We start from the raw sequence: 18,925 nt of genomic DNA on the forward strand, positions 1-18,925 counted from the left end.
GCCGGCCTCTATTTCTGGATCAGGTATTCGGGACAGGCCATCAGCATCAGGATGGCGGCGTAAACCCGGTTGAGCTTGCCGGCATCGCTGGTGACGGTGATGGTGGCAATGGCTGTGGCGATGGCCGACTCGGTCGCGGCCGAGATGCCGCCGCCGCCCAGGCGCAGCGCCAGGTTGGCCACCAGCGCGGGCGGGTCGGCCACGAGTGCCAGCTCGGCCGTGTAGCTGGCCTTGACCTCACCCACGCCGTTGGCGATGACCGTCTGCAGGAAATTGAGATAACCCGCGGCCGTGCTCTCGTTGCAAAGCTGGAACTCGGGCGCCGTGACGGCGTTGGTGCCGAGCGTGGAGCCCGGCGGCACATAACCGGGGCGGAAGAAGTTGAACACCGAGCCGCTGCGCAGCGGGCTCTGGCCCAGGCGCGTGGCGGGGTTGGTCGTATCGCCGATGTTCCACACGCCCGTGGGCGACGCCGCGTTGAAGCTGCGCGCCCATTGCACCAGCCGCAGCACCGGTTCGCGCAGCTTGCCGCCGGAGTTGCCGGTGGGCACGCTGCGCGCCTCGGCGTCCAACAGCACGGCGCGGATGACGGCCTTCAGGTCGCCACGCACACCGGCGCCGTTGTTGGCCCACACGGCCGCGACGCGCGCCACATAGGCCGGGCTGGGATGCGAGGCCACCAGCCGCTGGATGAGCTGCCGGCCGAGGAAGGGGCCGACGTTGGCATGGTCGGCCAAGGTGTCCAGCGCCGTCTTCATGGCCGCGGCGCCGTTGGCGGTGGCGGGGATATCCACGCCCAGCACCTTCTTGGCGCCGCTAGCAAAGCGAGAGGCCGTGTTCACCATCGGCTTCTTCACATAGGCCGGGTCGGTGGCGCTGGCGCCGTCGTAGTCCCAGCCGGTGAAAACGCGGGCCAGGTCGGTGATGTCGGTCAGCGAGTAACTGTCCTGCGGCTTGCCGTCGCTGCCCGGCTTGGCACTGCCGTCGGCATTGAGCTGCACCAGGCCGATCGTGAAGAGCTGCATCACCTCGCGGGCGTAGTTCTCGTCGGGCACGCGGCCGGTGCGGGTGTCCTCCTTCTGGTTGCCGCGCATGTTGAGGTAGACGCCCATGGCCGGCGACAGCGTCACCGCCTGCAGCAGGTCGCGGTAGTTGCCGAAAGCGTGCTGCTCCAGCAGGTCCAGATAGGCGGCGCCCATGAAGCCGCGCCACTGCACCGGCAGGCCGTTCATGGAGACGACGAAGATCTCCGACAGCGCCAGCACGACGCGTTGCCGCAGCGTGTCGGGGGCCGACATGAGCTTGCGCCAGATCGAGTTGTCCAGGCCCGCGAAGCTGTTGCGGTTGGCCTCCACCGCGTAGCCGCGCTCCAGCATCCAGTCGAAATGACCCGCGCTCACCGGCAGCGCGAACTGCGCGTCCAGCCAGGCGGCATATCCGCCGGCCTTGACGGTGGCGATGTCGGCTGTGGGTGCGGCAAAGCCGGCCTGCGCGAGGAAGCGGGACGCCTCGCCGTCGGTGGGCGGCGGTGGCGGTGGTGGTGCGGCGGTCGCGTTGGCGGCGGGCGATGAACCGCTGCCACCGCCTCCACCGCCACCGCCGCAGGCGCTCAGCAACGTGGCGGCGGCCAGCGCAGCGGCGGCCGGGGTCAGCGGCGAGAGGTTGTCGTCATCGGTCGGAGCCGGCGGAGCGGCGAGCAGGTCAGGCATGGGACGTCCGGAGTTGCGGGGCGGATGATGACCAACCGCGCGCGCTCCGGCGCGCCCCTCACCGCAAGGACGTGATAAAGGTCCTTGGGCTTACCGAGAGAAACAACTCGCCCCAGAAGCGGCGGTTGGGCGCGCTCGAGGGGCTGGCGAGGCGGGTCGCTGGCAAGGCGCGACGACGCTGCGGGCTCGCGCCCGCGAGGAGGAGCAACGCCGCCAGCGGCCAGCAGCGACAGACCAGCGGGCGTGGCCAGCCGCCGCTTCTGGGGCTACAGGAGGGGAACCCCTGTCTTGCTTTGCGCGAACTCGCGTGTCACGCCCTCGGCCAGCTCGACGAGCTTGAGGCCCTCGGGCACCACGTCGAAGACGCCGAGGTCGGTGATGACGCGGTCCACCACCCCCACGCCCGTCAGCGGCAGCGTGCAGTTCGGGATGATCTTGAGGTCCTCCGTGCCGTCCTTCTTCTTCGCGACGTGCTCCATCAGCACGATGACGCGCTTGACGCCGGCCACCAGGTCCATCGCCCCGCCCATGCCCTTGACCATCTTGCCGGGGATCATCCAGTTAGCCAGGTCGCCCTGGCCGCTGACCTGCATGGCGCCCAGGATGCTCAGGTTGATCTTGCCGCCGCGGATCATCGCGAAGCTGTCGTGGCTGCCAAAGATGCTGGAGCCGGCAATGGTGGTGACCGTCTGCTTGCCGGCGTTGATGAGGTCGGCGTCGACCTCGTCCTCGGTCGGGAAGGGGCCGATGCCGAGCATGCCGTTCTCGCTTTGCAGCCAGACTTCCTTATTCGCCGGCACATGGTTGGCCACCAGCGTCGGGATGCCGATGCCGAGGTTCACGTAGAAGCCGTCTTCCAGCTCCTGGGCCGCGCGTGCGGCCATCTGGTCTTGGGTCCAGGGCATGGCTCAGGCCTCCGTCTTGGGCGTTAGGGTTTTCTTCTCGATGCGCTTTTCCGGGTTCGCATTGAGCACGATGCGGTGCACATAGATGCCCGGCAGGTGCACGCTGTCCGGATCGATCTCGCCGGTCTCGACGATCTGCTCGACTTCCACAATGGTCAGCTTGCCGGCCATCGCCACCGCCGGATTGAAGTTGCGTGCGGTGCGGCGGAAGACCAGATTGCCGCTCCTGTCAGCCTTGTAGGCCTTGACCAGCGACACGTCGGGCGTCAGTGCCCTCTCCATGATGTAGGTCTCGCCGTCGAACTCGCGCGTCTCCTTGCCCTCGGCGATCAGTGTGCCGACGCCGGTGCGCACGAAGAAGGCCGGGATGCCGGCGCCACCGGCGCGCAGCTTCTCGGCCAGCGTGCCCTGGGGCGTGAATTCCAGCTCCAGCTCCTTGGCCAGGAACTGGCGCTCGAACTCCTTGTTCTCACCGACGTAGCTGGAAATCATCTTCCGGATCTGGCGTGTCTCCAGCAGCTGGCCGAGGCCGAAGCCGTCGACACCGGCGTTGTTGGAGATGACCGTCAGGTCCTTCTTGCCGCTGTCGCGCAGCGCCGCGATCAGCGCCTCCGGAATGCCGCACAGGCCGAAGCCGCCGACGGCCAGCAACTGCCCGTTCTCCACCACGCCGCGCAGCGCTTCTTCGGCGCTCGGGTACACCTTGTTCATGCCGTTGTCTCCATCAACTCTTCGAGAAGGCGCACAGCGTATCCGCGCCGGCCTACGTATGGCGTTACGTAGAATCGCCTAATCCACTCGGAGCAAGGAAAGCGCTGCATGTCAGCTTGGTGGCGACGGATCGCGACGAGTTGCCTGCTGGTGGCAAGCACGTTCGCCACGGCGGGCGACGTCGAGTTCAGCGGCTTCGGCACGCTGTCTGCCTATCGCGGTGACGACGACACCGTGGCCGTGCGGCCTCGCCGCTTTGTCGTCGAGTCGTCCAAGGACGGCCAGTGGCGCTGGGATGGCGACTCGGTGCTGGGCGCGCAGGCGCGCTGGCTGATCAGCGATTCCGTCCAGGCCGTCTGGCAGCTGCAGGCCGCCGACGAAGTGGACCGCCGCTGGCTGCCGCGCACGGAATGGCTGTACCTGGGCTGGACGCTGTCGCCAGCCTGGAGCCTGCGCGTCGGCCGCCAGCCGCAGCCGCTGCAGCAGCATTCCGAGACGCGCGGCGTCGGGCTCGCACGTGTCACCGTGCGGCCCGTGGCCACGGTCTATGAGCTGATTTCCAACACGCCTGTCGATGGCGCCACGCTGAGCTGGAACGCCGACGTCGCCGGCGGCAGCCTGCTCGTGGACCTGGCCTGGGGCCGCTTCGATATCCGCAGCAACTCAGGGCGGGCCGTGGGCCGCAGCCTGGCCAGCCTGGCTGCGCGCTGGCAGCACGGGCCCGTCACGCTGCGCGCCGGCTACTCGCGCGGCGGGCTGGATCTGCTGAACTCGTCGCTGGAAGCCCTGGGCGGCTCGCTGCGCCCGCCCGGTGGGCCTTGCCCCAACTGCGCTGCTGTCTTCAACGACCGGCTCAGGACCCGGGGCATCAGTGTGGATCGCATCACCATCGGCAACAGCTGGGCCTGGGGCCCGTGGACGCTGGACATGGAATACCTGCGCCGCAACAGCAACTCCGCCGTCACCGCGTCGGCGGACGGCTGGTATGCGTTGCTGTCGCATCGCACGGGCGTGCTGACGCCCTTTGCTGCCTACGGCAAGACGCGCTTTCGCGAAGCACCGCTGGGCCTGCAGGTGGCCGCTGGCGCGCCACCCGACGTGGCGGCCAGCATCACCGCGCTGGACAGCCGTTTCCAGTCCCGCCAGGACCGGCAGATCGCCCTGCTCGGCCTGCGCTGGGACCTGCACGAACGCGCGGCGCTGAAGCTGCAGTTCGAGCACTGGCGTTCCACGCGCGACACGCTGACACCGCGCAACGACGAGATCGTTTTCGGCGGCGCCGCGACGGGCTGGGACGGTCGGGTCAACCTGCTGAGCGCGAGCCTGGACTTCGTGTTTTGACGGTCATGGCGCGTCGCACCCTCCTCCTCACCGCACTGCTGCTTGCCGGGCCGGCGCAGGCCCAGGAGAAGCTGCGTGTGGCCATCTCGCAGTCGCTGAGCCCGCCCTTCGTCGTCTGGCGCGACACGCAACCGGTGGGCGGCCTGGATGTGGATCTGGCCAAGGCCATCGCCGAGCAGTTGCGCCTGGGCGTGGACCTGCTGCCGCTGCCCCGCCAACGTGTGGAAGTGGCGCTGGCGGCGGGTGACGCGGACCTGGCCTGCAACATCACGCCGACCCGCCGCGACGCCGCCCTGCCCGGCCCGGTGCTGTTCGAGACCCAGGACCTGCTGCTGGGCCAGGAGGCCACGTCCGCGCCAGACAGCGTCGAGCAGTTGCCGGCCGGCACCACGGTAGGCAGCGTGCAAGGCCAGCTCCACGCGCCCCTGGAGCCACTGTTCACTGACGGCCGACTCAAACGCGACGAGGCACCCAGCGACGAGAAGCTGCTGCGCAAGCTGGTGCTCAACCGCCACCCCTATGGCGCCAGCAGCCAACCGGTGCTGAGCTGGTACACCAGCCAGGAGCCCATCGACGGCCTGGCGCCGTGGCGGCTGCACCTGGGCAGCCGGCCCTATCGCTGCATGGTCTCGGCACGTGGCCGCTTGGAGGCGCGCCAGCTCATCGCCGCCATCGAGCAGCTGCAGGCCAATGGCCGCGTGCAGCAGTTGCTGGCCGCCCACGTCGGCACGCCGCTGGCGGTGGTCGTGTCGGTGAACAGCCCCCTGCGCGGCATCACGCGGCAGACACTGGCCGAGCTCTTCCTCGGGCAGCGCCTGCGCCTGCGCGACGGCAGCGCGCCCGAGCCGGTCATGACCAACGCAGCGGCCGAGCGCGAGCAGTTCTTCAGCACCGTGCTGCACCGCCCCGCCGCCGAATACCGCAGCGCCTGGGCGGCCCAGCAGTTCGGCGGGCGCCGCCGCGCGCCGCCCGAACTGGCCGGGGCCGAGGCCATCAAGGCGCATCTGCAACGCCATGCCGGCGCCATCGGCTACCTGCCGCTGGCACTCGTCGATGCGTCGCTGCGCATCGTCTTCATGCCATGACGGTTTTGCCGGATTACCGCCTGGCCTTCGACCTGGCCCCCATCGGCCTGATCCTGTCCGAGCAGCGCATCGTGCGCGACTGCAACCAGCAGGTGCTGGCCATCTTCGGTGCGCGGCGCGAGCAGCTCGTCGGCCGCAGCTTCGAGCAGCTCTACCCCTCGCACGACGAGTTCCAGCGCACTGGCGACCGCATCGTCGCCAGCCTGGACGCGCGCGGTTGCTACGGCGACGACCGCGTCATGAAGCGCTGCGACGGCAGCCTGTTCTGGTGCCACGTCATGGGCCGTGCGCTGGACCCGAAGGACCCGCATGCACGCGGCATCTGGAGCTTCGAGGACCTGTCCGCCCGTCGCGGCCTGACGGCCGAGCTGACACCGCGCGAGCGCGAGATCGCCGCACTGCTGATCGACGGCCTGACCAGCAAACTCATCGGCCGCCGCCTGGGCATCAGCCACCGCACGGTGGACGTGTATCGCGCGCGGCTGATGAAGAAATACGCCGCAGCCAGCACGCCCGACCTGATCCACAAATTGTTGTCTGCATGAGCCTCACCAGCCACCACGCGCCCGCCCTGCCCTACTGCCGCAACTGCCACTTCACGCTGGCCGCGCCGCGCCCTGTCTACTGCGGCAACTGCGGGCAGGAGACCGACCTGCATCCGCCGTCGGTGCGCGAGATGTTCACCGAGTACCTGGGGCATTACGTCGCCTTCGACGGCCCGCTGTGGCGCACGCTCTGGGCGCTGATCGCCTTGCCGGGCCACCTGACCAACGCCTATTTCCACGGCCGGCGGCGGCGCTATGTGCTGCCGCTGCGGGTCTACCTGAGCGCGAGCTTCATCTTCTTCGTCGGCTGGGCGCTGCTGCCGCAAGGGCCGACGCAGACGGTCGACGCCGAGCCTGCCGTCGTGGAGCCCGGCAGGCCGGTGCAACGGCGGGTCAAACCGGGCGAGACACCGGCGGAAGCCGCTGCTGCGGCTGAGGCGATCTCCAAAGGGGCAAGCGCCGCCACCAGCGTGAAGGTCAGCACCAAGATCGCTGACTGCGACCTGGACCGCCCGGAGACCTGCACCACCTTCACGCGTTGGGTAACGCAGGTGGCCAACAAGGCCGAGGCCATGACCCTCGATCAATGGAAGTCGCGATCACGGGCGCTGGCGCCCTACGCCATGCTGGCCATGCAGCCCATCTTCGCGGCGCTTTTGCTGCTGATGTTTGCCGGCAGCGGCCGGCGCTATGCCGAGCACTTCGTGTTCTCGCTGCACAGCCACAGCCTGTGGTTCCTGGCGCTGCTGCTTGCGGCGGTGACCGGCCTGGAGGGCCTGATGATGTTCGCCGTCTTCGGCCACGGCCTGGTGGCGATGCGACGCGTCTACGGGCTGGGCTGGTTCAGCGCCCTGTGGCGTGGCCTGCTGCTCAGTGGCTCGTATTTCCTGCTGCTGGGGCTCGTGGCCATGAGCCTGGTGGCGTTGATCGCCCTCACCGCCTGATCAGGGTCAGGTGAACACGCCCTGGCGCAGCCACTTGGTCGCCACCCATTTCTCGCCCTCGATGACGGGCGCGCCGCCATGCAGGGTCTGCGTGGCCGGGTGCGGGCGGTCGTAGCTGAAGAAGACGGCGTTGCCCTTGACGGGTGCGACGTCCAGGCCGATGTCCGGAAAGATGGTGGCACCGCCAGCCACGGGCGTGTTCAGGTAGATGACCAGCGTGCCGACGCGTTGGCCGCCGCGCGTGAGGATGTTGGGCGTGCTGACGTGGCCGGGGTCGAAGTAGTCGTAGTGCGGCTGGTACTCGGCGCCGGGGCGATAGCGCAGCACCTGCAGCCCCTCGCCGTGGTCCAGCGGCCAGCGCAGCAGCGTGGCGATGCGCGACTCGACCTTGCGGATCAGGTCCGTCTCACAGCGCTCGAAGAACATGCCGTCGCTGGTGCGCGCGGCGTTCACCTCGCTGCCGTCGGCGGCGGTGGCCACCGTCTCGGAGCGCGCCAGGCGCTTTTTGGCCAGGTCGATGATGCCGTCGCACTCCTCCTCGGACAGCAGATCGCCGAAGACGACGACGCGCGGCTGGCGCAGCGCCATGAGGATCTTGACCGGGCGGTCCCCGCCGTTGACGACCGGCGTGAAGCGGGCCAGGTCGGGCTCGGGCAGGCCGACTGTCGCGCCGGGCGGCGCCGTCAGCGTGGCGGACTGGCCCAGCGTGCGCGCCAGTGCCTGGCGGGCGACCTGCTCGTCCCAGCCGCTGCCCAGCATGGCCGCCAGCACGCTCTCGGATGCGTGACCGGCGCGGGTCTGCTCGGCGATCCATTCGCAGAGCTCGGGGGTAATGACTTGTTGGCTCATGACTTGCGGCGAAAAACCAGACGTTCTGACGATGACACCTCGGGGGCCCAACGATAGCCGTCCAGATTGAAGGCTTTGAGACCGTCCGGCGTTTCCAGGCGCCGCTGGATGGCGAAGCGCGCCATCAGCCCGCGGGCGCGCTTGGCGAAGAAGCTGATGATCTTGTACTCGCCGTTCTTCAAGTCCTCGAACTGGCAGTCGATGACGCGCGGCTTCAAGGCCTTGCGGTCGGCGGCGCGGAAGTATTCCTGCGAGGCCAGGTTGACGATGACCGGCGCCTTCTCGGCTTTGGCCAGCTTGTTCAGGTGCAGGGCCAGGCGGTCGCCCCACCAGTCGTAGAGGCTGGCGCCGGCCGGCGTGGCGAGCCGCGTGCCCATCTCCAGGCGATAGGGCTGCATGCGGTCCAGCGGGCGAAGGATGCCGTACAGGCCCGACAGCATGCGCACATGCGCCTGCGCCCAGGCGATGTCGTCGGTGCTCAGCGTCTTCGCGTCCAGGCCGTCGTAGACATCGCCGTTGAAGGCCAGCACGGCCGGTTTGCTGTTGTGCTCGGTGAAGCGCGGGCGCCAGGCTTTGTAGCGGTCGACATTGAGCTGGGCCAGCGGCTCGGACAGGTCCATCAACGCCCGCACGTCGGCCACGGTCTTGCCGCGCAGCACGTCGATCAGCGCGGCGGTGTCGTCGAGAAACTGCGGACGGGTCAGCGCCGGCGCCAGTTCGGGCGGCGTGGGGGTGTCGTAGTCAAGCGACTTGGCGGGCGAGAGCAGGAACAGCATGGGCGCGGATTTTGTCCTAGGAGAATGGCCGCCATGCCCATCGCCATCCAAGGCTTCCACGACCCGGCCACCGGCACGGTCAGCTATGTCGTGCACGACCCGGCCACGCGCCAGGCCGCCGTCATCGACCCGGTGCTGGACTACGACGCCGCAGCCGGCCGCACGGCCACGCGTTCGGCCGATCTGCTGCTGGCCCACCTGCGTGAACAGGGCCTGAGCCTGCAATGGATCCTGGAGACGCATGCGCATGCCGACCATCTCTCCGCCGCGCCCTACGTGAAGATGCAGGCCGGCGGCCTCATCGCCATCGGCGAGCACATCCGCAAGGTGCAGGCGACGTTCGGGCGGCTCTACAACCAGGCGGTGGTCAACGACGGCTTCGACCGGCTGCTGCGCGACGGCGAATCCTTCCGGATCGGCGGCGTGACAGCCACCGCGCTTCTCGTGCCCGGCCATACGCCGGCCGACCTGGCCTACGCCATCGAGGACGCCGTGTTCGTGGGCGACACCCTCTTCATGCCCGACCTCGGCAGCGCCCGCGCCGACTTCCCCGGCGGCGACGCGGCCCAGCTCTACCGCTCCATGCACCAGCTGCTGGCCATGCCTGACGAGACACGCCTCTTCGTCTGCCACGACTACCCGCAAGGGCGCGCTGCGCATTGGCAGACGACGGTGGCCGAGCAGCGCGCCGCCAACATCCATGTGCGCGACGGCACGACGGAGGCGCAGTTCGTGGCAATGCGCCAGGCCCGAGATGCCACGCTGGGCGTGCCGGCGCTGATGCTGGCGGCCCTGCAGGTCAACATCCGCGCCGGCCAGTTGCCACCCGCCGAAGACAACGGCGTGGCCTATCTGCGCATCCCCGTCAACGCCTTGCCCGGCCCATGAGCAAGAGCACCACTCCGATCAGCACGATGCCCGCCGCCAGCCATTCGTGGCCGCTGATGTGCTCGCCGGCCAGCGTCACGCCCAGCAGCATGGCGATGACCGGGTTGACGAAGGAATAGCTGGACGCCAGCCCCGCCGACGCCTCCGCCAGCAGCACCATGTAGGCGTTGAAGGCGATGAGCGAGCCGAAGACGACCAGATAGGCCCAGGCCCAGAGCGCGCTGGGCTCGATGTGCGCGGGCAGCGCCTCACCGTTGAACCAGCTCAAGGCCATCAACACAGCGCCACCGGCCAGCATCTCGCTCGCAAAGCCCATTGCGCCGGGCGCCAGTGGCCACAGGCGCTGCGACAGCACGCTGCCCACCGCCCAGCTCGCGCAGGCCACGACGATGGCCAGCAGCCCGCCGGGCGACGCACCGAAACCCTGGCCCTGCGTCAGCAGCAGCACGCCCACCAGGCCGCAGGCGATGCCCAGGCTCTCGACCCAGCCCGGCTTCTCGCCCCACAGCAGGTTGAGGGCGGCAATCATCAGCGGCATGACGGCGATGAAGGCGACGACCAGGCCCGAACCCACGGTCTGCTCGGCCACCGCCGTGCCACCCATGCCGCCGCCCAGCATCAATCCACCGATAGCGAGGGCATGCAGCCACTGCCTGCGGCTGGGCCACGCCGCGCCACGCCAGCGCATCCATGCGGCCAGCAGCACGCCGGCGACGAGGAAGCGACTGCCCATCTGAAGGAAGGGCGGCAGGCTGACCAGCGCCACCTTGATGGCCAGATAGGTCGAGCCCCAGACCAGCCAGGTAGCGGCCAGGCAGAGCATCAGCTTCGGGCCCAGGCTGGTGGCGGTCTTGAGCGGCAGCGTCGTTGTGTTCATGGCGGGCATCGTAGAAATTCCAGCCTTGCGGCAACAGGGCGCTTTGAAGGTTGATTCAGCGCGTCGCCTTAATATTCAAGAACATTCCGCCGCTTTGCAGAGACTTTGATGGCCGTCGAGCTTGATCCCCATGACCACCGCATCCTGGCTGAATTGCAGGCCGACGCCCGCCTGACGATGGCCGAGTTGGGACGGCGCGTGCACCTGAGCCAGCCGGCCGTGACCGAGCGCGTGCGCAAGCTGGAAGAAGGTGGCGTGATCTGCGGCTACCGCGCCGTCGTCGACGCCAGCAAGCTGGGCTACGGCATCCGCGCCATCATCCGCATCGCCAGCCTGGACGACGCCTCGATGGCCAGAGCGCTTGAATCCAGCCCGGAGGTGCTGACCGCCTACGGCGTGACGGGCGAAGACAGCTGGATCCTCGAACTGGCGGTGCGCGATGTGGCCCATCTGCGCGCGGCGCTGTCGCGCTTCTGCCAGCAGGCGCCCACCTCCACGGCCATCATCCTGCACGCGCTGCGCGAGCACGCGCCGATCAGGCCCCTGCCCACGGCCGAACCGACGCCAGTCGCCGCCGCGCCGGCCAAGAAAAAACCCCGCAAGTGACGTGACCTGCGGGGCTGGGCGAAGTGACGCGCAGCGGCTTACTTGACCAGCAGCGTGTTGACGCCGTTCACGTCCTCGGCGCGCAGCTGGCCGGATGCCTGGCGCAGCTTGAGGCTGTTGACGACGACGTCGTAGCGCGCCTTGGCCAGGTCGCGCTGGGTCGAGTAGAGCTGGGTCTGCGCGTTCAGCACGTCCAGGTTCACACGCACGCCGACCTTGTAGCCGAGCTGGGTGGCTTCCAGTGCCAGCTTGGTGGACGACTCGGCGGCCTCATAGGCGGCAACCTGGGCCTTGAGCGACTGCACGCCGAAGAAGGCGCGGCGCGTGGCCTCGGCAACGGCGCGGCGCGCGAAGTCGAGGTCGTTGCGGGCCTTGTCCTCCAGCACCAGGGTTTCCTTGATGCGGTTCTGCGTCAGGCCGCCGGTGTAGAGCGGGTAGGTCAGCGTCAGGCCGATGCTGGCCGTCTTGCTGGTGCCCACGCCCGACGACTGCGCGGCAATGCCGTTCAGGTTGTTGTGCAGGTTCTGGCCACCCAGCGTGGCGCTGGCGTCCAGCGTCGGCCGCTCGCCGGCGCGGGCGATCTGCGTGTCGAGCTGGGCCACTTCCAGGCCCAGCCGGGCCTTGCGCACGACCGGGTGCTGCTCGTCGGCGGTGGCCACCCAGGTGTCGACGTTGGTGCTCGGCAGGGCCGGCAGGGCCACCGGCACGGCCAGGCCCTTGGGCTCGACGCCGACGCGGCCGACGAACTGGTCCAGCGTCACGCGCTTGACGCGCAGGTCGTTGTCGGCGGCCAGTTCCTGCGCCACGGCCAGGTCGTACCGGGCCTGGGCTTCCCGCGTGTCGGTGATAGTGGCGGTGCCGACCTCGAAGTTGCGCTTGGCCGAGGCCAGTTGCTCGGCGATGCCGGCCTTGTTGGCCTGCGAGGTGGTAAGTGCATCCTTGGCGGCCAGCACATCGAAATAGGCCGTGGCCAGGCGCACGATGAGGTCCTGCTCGGCCGACTCCAGGTCTGCCTGGGCGACCTCGAAGCCGCGACGGGCCTTGTCGATGGTGGGCAGGTTGGCCGCGTTGTAGACCGAGTAGCGGCCCTGCAGGCCGGCCGTCAGCGTGCGGTTGTTGACCGCAGCGCCGGCGGGCGGATCGGAGCGCGACTGGGTGCCGGACGCCGACAGGCCCAGCGACGGGCGGGTCAGCGCCTCGGCCTGGGCCGCGCGGGCGGCTGCCGCTTCGGCGCTGGCGCGGGTGGACATGAAGGTCGCGTCGTAGCTCCGTGCGGCGTCGTAGAGCTCCTGCAGGCTCTGGGCGTGGGCCGCACCTGCGAGCAAAAGGCTGGCTGCGATGGCCAGCGGTTGCAGGATCAGGCGTTGGGCTGTGACGAGAGGCATGGGATTCCTTGGCTGGAGCAATGTTTTAAGCAGCGGCCGGGGTTATAGACGCAAAGCCCGACGGTGACTGAAGCCATGTGACGAGTTGCCCCCCGAAGGCGGCAGGCGGCGTTTGGCGGCGACGGGCGGTGTCCATCCAGCTCAGAGGCTGAAGGCGGGCGCTTCGGCGAAGCCGGGCAGGCGGCCGGCCACAGTGTCGAACAGCTCGACACGGCGGAAGTCGCTCGCACCGGTTCGCGTGACGATGACGGCCCGCATCACCGGCTCCTCGCCGACGATGGCCACCAGGCGGCCGCCCACCTTGAGCTGGTTCAGCAGCGCCTGCGGCACGGTGGCGACGGAGCCGGACAGCAGGATGGCGTCGAAGGGCTCTTCGGTCGGCAGGCCGCTGGCGCCGTCCTGGTTCAGCACGCTGACGTTGAGCACGCCGGCACGCTTGAGGTTGGCGGCGGCCACGGCAGCCAGGCTGGCATCGGCCTCCAGCGCAATGACACGCTGCGCCTTGTGGCCCAGCAGCGCGGCCACGTGGCCGGTGGCGGCGCCGATCTCCAGCACCTTCTCGTGGCGCTGCACCTTGAGTTCCTGGAACAGGCGCGCCTCGACCTTGGGCGCCAGCATGCGGCGTGTGGCGGTCAGCGGCAGCTCGACGTCGACGAAGGCCTGATGCCGATGAGCCTCCGGCACGAAGTCCTCGCGGCGAACGACATGAAGCAGCTCCAGCACGCTGGGGTCGAGCACGTCCCAGGGGCGAATCTGCTGCTCGATCATGTTGAAGCGGGCTTGTTCGAGGTTCATCTTGTTCTCCGGGCGCGGTACGGCAAAAAGCAAAATTCTAGAGGTCAGGCCGGCTGGGCCAACAGACCATGCAGCAGCAGCGACATCTGGGCCTCCAACAGGGCCTCGGCGCTCATGGTCTTGTGGCAGATGTCATGGCTGCCGAAGGAGTGGTCGTGCAGCAGCATGTGCAGCATGGGCGCGATCAGCAGGTGCACCGTCGCCTCCACCGGCACGGCGCGGAACTCGCCGCTGCGGATGCCGCGCTCGATCAGGCCGCCGATGAGCTGCTTGGACGGGTTGATGACTTCGTCGACATAGAACTGCGCCAGTTCCGGAAAGTTGCGCGCCTCGACCATCATGATCTTGCAGACGCCGCCCGCATTGCCATGGCCCACCTTGGCCCACCAGGCCTGCATCATCTGGTGCAGCAGCTCGGCGATGGGGCCTTCGTACTGCGCCGCCTGGGCCGCCGACTCGGCGATGTGCACGGACAGGTTCTCGCGCACCATCGCCTTGAACAGCTCGTCCTTGCTCGGGTAGTAGCGGTAGAGCGTGCCCTTGGCCACACCGGCGCGCGCGGCCACCTCCTCGCTGCGCGTGGCGGCAAAGCCCTTCTCGACGAACAGCGCCAGCGCCGCGTCCAGCAGCTCCTGCGGGCGCGCGTCCTTGCGGCGTTGACGGGGGGCGGCAGTGGCCAAGACGGCGGAGTTAATGACCGAAGGGTCAGTAATGTAGCCCTGGGGTCAGCGCGCGGCAAGCTCCGGCACGAGTCGTGCAACAAGGCGCCAACAGGGGCTGGCTACACTGCGCCGCCCTTTTTCAATCGTTGCATTCCCGGAGCTGTACGTGGACGTCATCCTGCTGATCAAAGCCGCCATCATGGGCATCGTCGAAGGGCTGACCGAATTCCTGCCGATCTCCTCCACCGGGCACCTGATCCTGGCCGGCTCTCTGCTGAACTTCGTCGGCGAGAAGGCCAAGGTGTTCGAGATCGCCGTGCAGACGGGCGCGATGTTCGCCGTCGTCTGGGAGTACCGCGAGCGCCTGGCCAACACGGTCAAGGGCATTACCCACGAACCCCAGGCGCGGCGTTTCGCGCTGAATGTGCTGATCGCCTTCCTGCCCGCCGTCGTGCTGGGCCTGGCCTTCGGCAAGTACATCAAGGCCCACCTCTTCCATCCGGTGCCGGTGGCGCTGGCCTTCATCGTCGGCGGGCTGATCATCCTGTGGGTGGAGGCGCGCCATAAGCGCCTGTACGGCGCGATGGACATGCAGGGCGGCCGCAAGGCGCGCATCGAGACCGTCGACGACATGGGCCCGACGGACGCGCTCAAGGTCGGCCTGCTGCAATGCCTGGCCATGATCCCCGGCACGAGCCGCTCCGGCGCCACCATCATCGGCGGCGTCGTGCTCGGCATGTCGCGCAAGGCGGCGGCCGAGTTCAGCTTCTATCTCGGCATCCCGACGCTGATGGGCGCCGGCGCCTACTCGGTGCTGAAGCAGCGCGATGCGCTCGCCTGGGCCGACCTGCCGATGTTCGCCGTCGGCCTGGTGTTCGCGTTCTTCAGCGCGCTGCTGTGCATCCGATGGCTGATCCGCTACGTGTCCAGCCACAGCTTCGCCGTGTTTGCCTGGTACCGCATCGCCTTCGGGCTCGTCGTGCTGGCCACATGGTTGACGGGCACCGTCGTCTGGGCGGACTGAGATAATTCCGCAATGGCCATCACGATCAAGACCGCAGCCGACGTCGAAGGCATGCGCATCGCCGGGCGCCTGGCGTCCGAAGTCCTGGACATGCTCACGCCGCACGTCCAGCCGGGCATCACGACCAACGAGCTGGACAAGCTCGCGCATGACTACATCGTCAACGTGCAGCAGGGCATCCCGGCGCCGCTGAACTACTGCCCGCCCGGCTACATCCCCTATCCCAAGTCGATCTGCACGTCGGTGAACCAGGTGGTCTGCCACGGCATCCCGAACGAGAAGGCGCTGAAGAACGGCGACATCGTCAACATCGACGTCACCGTCATCAAGGACGGCTGGCACGGCGACACCAGCCGCATGTTCCTCGTCGGCGAGGGCTCCATCGCCGCCAAGCGCCTGTGCGCCTTCACCTATGAAGCCATGTGGAAGGGCATTGCCAAGGTCAAGCCGGGCGCGCGCCTGGGCGACATCGGTCACGCCATCCAGACCTTTGCCGAGAACGCCGGCTTCTCCATCGTGCGTGAGTTCTGCGGCCACGGCATCGGCCAGGTCTTCCACGAGGAACCGCAGGTGCTGCACTACGGCCGCCCGGGCACGCTGGACGAACTGGTGCCTGGCATGATGTTCACCATCGAGCCGATGATCAACGCCGGCCGCCGGGAGATCCGCGAGATGGGCGACGGCTGGACCATCGCCACCAAGGACCGGTCCCTCTCGGCGCAGTGGGAGCACACCATCCTCGTCACCGACACCGGATACGAGGTCATGACCGTGTCCGCCGGCAGCCCGCCGCCGCCCGCCTTCATCACGCAGGCTGCGGCTGCCACCGCCTGACGTGGCGACGCTCGCCGATCTCCGCCAGCAGTTCAAGGCCGGCAAGCAGGCGCTGATCGACGGCTTCCTGGCCGAGCGCCCGACCCAGGCCGACGCCCATCGCCTGCTGCGCCGCCTGGCCCGCCACGTCGACGACACGCTGCGCGGCCTGTGGGCACAGGCCGGCATGCCGGATGGCTCCTGCCTCGCCGCCGTGGGTGGCTACGGCCGCGGCGAGCTGTTCCCGCATTCCGATGTTGACGTGCTCGTGCTGCTGCCGGATGGCGTCGAGGCCCATGTGCCCGGCGCCATCAAGACGGCCATCGAGGGCTTCATCACGGCCTGCTGGGATGTCGGCCTGGAGATCGGCTCGTCGGTGCGCACGCTGGGCGAATGCCTGAGCGAGTCCGAAGGCGACGTGACCGTGCAGACGGCCCTGCTCGAAGCCCGCCCGCTGGCCGGCGACACCAAGCTCTTCAAGCAGATGGCCAAGCGCTTCTTGCTGGCCATGGACCCGAAGGCCTTCTTCCGCGCCAAGACGCTGGAGAGCCTGCAGCGCCACACCAAGTTCGACGACACACCCTACGCGCTGGAGCCCAACTGCAAGGAAAGCCCCGGCGGCCTGCGCGACCTGCAGATGCTGATCTGGATCGCCCGCGCGGCAGGCCTCGGCGACACCTGGAAGGCGCTGGCGCAGCGCGGCCTCATCACGCCGTTCGAGAGCCGCCAGCTGCAGCGCAACGAGGGTCAGCTCACGCTCATCCGCGCCCGCCTGCACGCGGTGGCCGGCCGGCGCGAGGACCGCCTCGTCTTCGACCAGCAGACCGCGGTGGCCCAGAGCTTCGGCTTCGAGGGCACGGCCTCGCAGCGCGCCTCCGAGGTGCTGATGCGGCGCTACTACTGGGCGGCCAAGGCCGTCACCCAGTTGCACCAGATCCTGCTGCTCAACCTGGAGGAGCAGATCAACGAGTCGCAGCAGGGCTTGCTGCATCCCATCGAAGGCCAGCCGGATTACCGTGACCGCGGCCGCATGCTGGAGGTGGCCAGCGACGACCTCTACCAGCGCGACCCGCACGCCATCCTGCGCACCTTCCTTGTCTACCAGCAGACGCCGGGCATCAAGGGCCTGTCGGCGCGCACGCTGCGGGCGCTGTACAACGCCCGCGGCCTGATGGATGCCGCCTGGCGGCGCGACCCGGTCAACCGCGCCACCTTCATGGCCATGCTGAGGGCGCCCGAAGGCCAGACGCATGCCTTCCGGCTCATGAACGAGACGTCGGTCATGGGGCGCTACCTGTGGGTGTTCCGCGCCATCGTCGGGCAGATGCAGCACGACCTCTTCCACGTCTACACCGTGGACCAGCACATCCTGATGGTGCTGCGCAATGTGCGGCGCTTCTTCGTGCCCGAGCACGCCCATGAGTACCCCTTCTGCTCGCAGCTCGCCGTGCAGTTCGACACGCCCGAGTTGCTCTACATCGCCGCCCTCTTCCACGACGTCGCCAAGGGCCGCGGCGGCGACCACTCCGAGCTGGGCGCCGTGGAGGTCAAGCGCTTCTGCCGCCAGCACGGCGTGAGCGCCGACGACACGGCGCTGTGCGTCTTCCTCGTCGAGCATCACCTGACGATGTCGCGCGTGGCGCAGAAGGAAGACCTCTCCGACCCCGACGTCATCGCCGCCTTTGCCGCCAAGGTGGGTGATGTGCGCCACCTGACGGCTCTCTACCTGCTCACGGTGGCCGACATCCGCGGCACCAGCCCCAAGGTCTGGAACGCCTGGAAGGGCAAGCTGCTGGAGGACCTCTTCCGCATCACGCTGCGCGCCCTGGGCGGCGCCAAGATCAACGTCGACGCCGAGATCGAGGCTCGCAAGCAGGAGGCGAGGCAAGGCCTGGCCCTGCACTCCCAGCTGCCCGGTACCGAAGAGCCGCTGTGGAAGACGCTGGCCGTCAGCTACTTCGCCCGCCACGAGGGCGCCGAACTGGCCTGGCATGCGCGCTCGCTGTGGCGCCATGTCGAGACCACCGTGCCCGTCGTCCGCGCCCGCCCCTCACCCATCGGCGAAGGCCTGCAGGTGCTGGTCTACGCGCCCGACCAGCCCGACCTTTTCGCCCGCATCTGCGGCTACTTTGACACCGCCGGCTTCAGCATCCTGGATGCCAAGGTGCACACTACGCGCAAGGGCTACGCGCTGGACACCTTCCAGGCCATCCGCCCCGAGGCCGACGTGCATCACCGCGACCTCGTGCCCATGGTGGAGCAGAAGCTCGCTGCCGTCCTGCTGGCGGGCGGCCCGCTGCCCGAGCCACGCCGCGGGCGACTCTCCCGCCGCGTCAAGAGCTTCCCTTACACGCCGCGCATCTCCTTGCGCCCGGACGAGCGAGCCACCGCCTGGCTGCTGACCATCTCCACCAGCGACCGCGCCGGCCTGCTCTACGCCATCGCCCGCGTGCTGGCACGGCACGGCATCAATCTGCAGCTCGCCAAGATTTCGACGCTGGGCGAGCGTGTCGAAGACACCTTCCTGCTCGACGGCCCGGCCCTCCAGCACAACAAGGCGCAACTGCAGATTGAAAGCGAACTGCTGGACGCCGTGTCGCTGCCGGCCTGAGGGGCCGACACGTCGGCTGACGCGCGTGCCCTTGCACAATCGTTGGCAGCCCCCGTGGCTATACTGCCGCGGCGCGTGGGGGGGTAGCTCAGCTGGGAGAGCGCCGCGTTCGCAATGCGGAGGTCGGGAGTTCGATCCTCCTCCTCTCCACCAACCGATCATTCCAGGCCGTCCCGCACCATCCCGGAAATTCCGAAAAGCCCTTGAGAATCAACGCTCTGGGGCTTTTTTCTTTTCCTAACAGTGTGCCAAGCGATCCCACGCGATCCGAGATCACATTGCAGTAACTGGCGCAGTAACTCAAAAATTTCGACGTTCCCGCTGAAAAGTTACTGCATGCCGTAGCACCTCATCCCCTCAAACGCCACCATCAAGGCCATCAAGCTGGGCGATCGCAGG

General features: G+C 68.4%; 18 protein-coding genes and 1 tRNA gene. 10 read left to right on the forward strand and 9 right to left on the reverse strand.

From position 1 onward, the window contains the following. Window positions 1-8: 8 nt before the first annotated feature. The 3 genes from AC0IZJ_RS15825 to AC0IZJ_RS15835 form a co-directional block, all read right to left on the reverse strand. Entirely contained in the window at window positions 9-1,709 is a 1,701-nt protein-coding gene (locus AC0IZJ_RS15825) for a DUF1800 domain-containing protein (RefSeq protein ID WP_471851532.1), read from the reverse strand. A gap of 266 nt (window positions 1,710-1,975) precedes the next feature. After that, window positions 1,976-2,614, reverse strand: coding sequence for a 3-oxoacid CoA-transferase subunit B (locus AC0IZJ_RS15830; protein WP_471851535.1), 639 nt, complete (start codon window positions 2,612-2,614; stop codon window positions 1,976-1,978). A gap of 3 nt (window positions 2,615-2,617) precedes the next feature. Continuing rightward, window positions 2,618-3,325 carry a CoA transferase subunit A gene (locus AC0IZJ_RS15835; protein WP_471851538.1) on the reverse strand — a complete coding sequence of 236 codons (708 nt, stop codon included), beginning with the start codon at window positions 3,323-3,325 and terminating at the stop codon, window positions 2,618-2,620. 150 nt (window positions 3,326-3,475) lie between these two features. Between AC0IZJ_RS15835 and AC0IZJ_RS15840 the strand changes: the two genes are divergently transcribed. Genes AC0IZJ_RS15840 through AC0IZJ_RS15855 form a run of 4 tightly spaced genes read left to right on the forward strand, consistent with a single transcriptional unit; the run spans window position 3,476 to window position 7,240 of the window. Further along, window positions 3,476-4,666 (forward strand): hypothetical protein, encoded by a 1,191-nt coding sequence (locus AC0IZJ_RS15840; protein ID WP_471851541.1) that lies wholly within the window; start codon window positions 3,476-3,478, stop codon window positions 4,664-4,666. Between the two features lie 5 nt (window positions 4,667-4,671). Then, entirely contained in the window at window positions 4,672-5,751 is a 1,080-nt protein-coding gene (locus tag AC0IZJ_RS15845) for a substrate-binding periplasmic protein (RefSeq protein ID WP_471851543.1), read from the forward strand. Beyond that, window positions 5,748-6,296: a LuxR C-terminal-related transcriptional regulator gene (locus AC0IZJ_RS15850; protein ID WP_471851546.1), complete on the forward strand. Its 549-nt coding sequence runs from the start codon at window positions 5,748-5,750 to the stop codon at window positions 6,294-6,296. Before AC0IZJ_RS15845 ends, AC0IZJ_RS15850 begins: the two co-directional genes overlap by 4 nt. Then, window positions 6,293-7,240, forward strand: coding sequence for a DUF3667 domain-containing protein (locus AC0IZJ_RS15855; protein ID WP_471851549.1), 948 nt, complete (start codon window positions 6,293-6,295; stop codon window positions 7,238-7,240). Before AC0IZJ_RS15850 ends, AC0IZJ_RS15855 begins: the two co-directional genes overlap by 4 nt. 6 nt (window positions 7,241-7,246) lie before the next feature. Here AC0IZJ_RS15855 and AC0IZJ_RS15860 read toward each other — a convergent pair whose 3' ends face one another. Then, window positions 7,247-8,089 (reverse strand): 2OG-Fe(II) oxygenase, encoded by an 843-nt coding sequence (locus tag AC0IZJ_RS15860; protein WP_471851552.1) that lies wholly within the window; start codon window positions 8,087-8,089, stop codon window positions 7,247-7,249. After that, on the reverse strand, window positions 8,086-8,865 hold the full coding sequence (gene yaaA, locus AC0IZJ_RS15865) for a peroxide stress protein YaaA (RefSeq protein WP_471851555.1): 780 nt from the start codon (window positions 8,863-8,865) through the stop codon (window positions 8,086-8,088). The genes AC0IZJ_RS15860 and yaaA overlap by 4 nt, the downstream gene beginning before the upstream one ends. A 33-nt stretch (window positions 8,866-8,898) precedes the next feature. Here yaaA and AC0IZJ_RS15870 point away from each other — a divergent pair, with 33 nt between their 5' ends. Beyond that, complete coding sequence (locus AC0IZJ_RS15870; RefSeq protein ID WP_471851558.1) at window positions 8,899-9,753, forward strand: MBL fold metallo-hydrolase; 855 nt, start codon at window positions 8,899-8,901, stop codon at window positions 9,751-9,753. On the opposite strand, the gene yedA is transcribed toward AC0IZJ_RS15870, so the two are convergent. Next, complete coding sequence (gene yedA, locus AC0IZJ_RS15875) at window positions 9,731-10,630, reverse strand: drug/metabolite exporter YedA (protein WP_471851561.1); 900 nt, start codon at window positions 10,628-10,630, stop codon at window positions 9,731-9,733. The genes AC0IZJ_RS15870 and yedA overlap by 23 nt on opposite strands. Before the next feature lie 108 nt (window positions 10,631-10,738). On the opposite strand from yedA, the gene AC0IZJ_RS15880 reads away from it, so the two are divergent. Continuing rightward, window positions 10,739-11,236 (forward strand): Lrp/AsnC family transcriptional regulator, encoded by a 498-nt coding sequence (locus AC0IZJ_RS15880; protein WP_471851563.1) that lies wholly within the window; start codon window positions 10,739-10,741, stop codon window positions 11,234-11,236. A gap of 38 nt (window positions 11,237-11,274) precedes the next feature. Here the strand turns inward: AC0IZJ_RS15880 and AC0IZJ_RS15885 are convergent, their stop codons facing one another. From AC0IZJ_RS15885 to AC0IZJ_RS15895, 3 genes are all read right to left on the reverse strand, one after another. Further along, window positions 11,275-12,621: a TolC family outer membrane protein gene (locus AC0IZJ_RS15885; RefSeq protein WP_471851566.1), complete on the reverse strand. Its 1,347-nt coding sequence runs from the start codon at window positions 12,619-12,621 to the stop codon at window positions 11,275-11,277. A 141-nt stretch (window positions 12,622-12,762) separates the two neighbouring features. After that, window positions 12,763-13,416, reverse strand: coding sequence for a protein-L-isoaspartate O-methyltransferase family protein (locus AC0IZJ_RS15890; protein ID WP_471851569.1), 654 nt, complete (start codon window positions 13,414-13,416; stop codon window positions 12,763-12,765). A 44-nt stretch (window positions 13,417-13,460) separates the two neighbouring features. Continuing rightward, window positions 13,461-14,096 (reverse strand): TetR/AcrR family transcriptional regulator, encoded by a 636-nt coding sequence (locus AC0IZJ_RS15895; RefSeq protein WP_471851571.1) that lies wholly within the window; start codon window positions 14,094-14,096, stop codon window positions 13,461-13,463. Window positions 14,097-14,244: 148 nt separating this feature from the next. Between AC0IZJ_RS15895 and AC0IZJ_RS15900 the strand changes: the two genes are divergently transcribed. The 4 genes from AC0IZJ_RS15900 (at window position 14,245) to AC0IZJ_RS15915 (ending at window position 18,679) form a co-directional block, all read left to right on the forward strand. Continuing rightward, a complete protein-coding gene (locus AC0IZJ_RS15900; RefSeq protein ID WP_471851574.1) occupies window positions 14,245-15,102 on the forward strand; it encodes an undecaprenyl-diphosphate phosphatase in 858 nt (285 codons plus the stop codon). 12 nt (window positions 15,103-15,114) lie between these two features. Further along, window positions 15,115-15,936 carry a type I methionyl aminopeptidase gene (map, locus tag AC0IZJ_RS15905; RefSeq protein WP_471851576.1) on the forward strand — a complete coding sequence of 274 codons (822 nt, stop codon included), beginning with the start codon at window positions 15,115-15,117 and terminating at the stop codon, window positions 15,934-15,936. A gap of 1 nt (window position 15,937) precedes the next feature. Further along, window positions 15,938-18,526, forward strand: coding sequence for a [protein-PII] uridylyltransferase (locus AC0IZJ_RS15910; RefSeq protein ID WP_471851579.1), 2,589 nt, complete (start codon window positions 15,938-15,940; stop codon window positions 18,524-18,526). A gap of 77 nt (window positions 18,527-18,603) precedes the next feature. Continuing rightward, a tRNA-Ala gene (locus tag AC0IZJ_RS15915) sits at window positions 18,604-18,679 on the forward strand. The last annotated feature ends 246 nt before the right edge of the window (window positions 18,680-18,925 follow it).

The organism is Roseateles sp. AC306 (assembly GCF_979253795.1).

Coding starts and splice junctions, on each gene's coding strand:
- AC0IZJ_RS15825 (WP_471851532.1), bottom strand. CDS start 1,709: ATGCCTGACCTGCTCGCCGCTCCGCCGGCTCCGACCGATGACGACAAC.
- AC0IZJ_RS15830 (WP_471851535.1), bottom strand. CDS start 2,614: ATGCCCTGGACCCAAGACCAGATGGCCGCACGCGCGGCCCAGGAGCTG.
- AC0IZJ_RS15835 (WP_471851538.1), bottom strand. CDS start 3,325: ATGAACAAGGTGTACCCGAGCGCCGAAGAAGCGCTGCGCGGCGTGGTG.
- AC0IZJ_RS15845 (WP_471851543.1), top strand. CDS start 4,672: ATGGCGCGTCGCACCCTCCTCCTCACCGCACTGCTGCTTGCCGGGCCG.
- AC0IZJ_RS15850 (WP_471851546.1), top strand. CDS start 5,748: ATGACGGTTTTGCCGGATTACCGCCTGGCCTTCGACCTGGCCCCCATC.
- AC0IZJ_RS15855 (WP_471851549.1), top strand. CDS start 6,293: ATGAGCCTCACCAGCCACCACGCGCCCGCCCTGCCCTACTGCCGCAAC.
- AC0IZJ_RS15860 (WP_471851552.1), bottom strand. CDS start 8,089: ATGAGCCAACAAGTCATTACCCCCGAGCTCTGCGAATGGATCGCCGAG.
- yaaA (WP_471851555.1), bottom strand. CDS start 8,865: ATGCTGTTCCTGCTCTCGCCCGCCAAGTCGCTTGACTACGACACCCCC.
- AC0IZJ_RS15870 (WP_471851558.1), top strand. CDS start 8,899: ATGCCCATCGCCATCCAAGGCTTCCACGACCCGGCCACCGGCACGGTC.
- yedA (WP_471851561.1), bottom strand. CDS start 10,630: ATGAACACAACGACGCTGCCGCTCAAGACCGCCACCAGCCTGGGCCCG.
- AC0IZJ_RS15880 (WP_471851563.1), top strand. CDS start 10,739: ATGGCCGTCGAGCTTGATCCCCATGACCACCGCATCCTGGCTGAATTG.
- AC0IZJ_RS15885 (WP_471851566.1), bottom strand. CDS start 12,621: ATGCCTCTCGTCACAGCCCAACGCCTGATCCTGCAACCGCTGGCCATC.
- AC0IZJ_RS15890 (WP_471851569.1), bottom strand. CDS start 13,416: ATGAACCTCGAACAAGCCCGCTTCAACATGATCGAGCAGCAGATTCGC.
- map (WP_471851576.1), top strand. CDS start 15,115: ATGGCCATCACGATCAAGACCGCAGCCGACGTCGAAGGCATGCGCATC.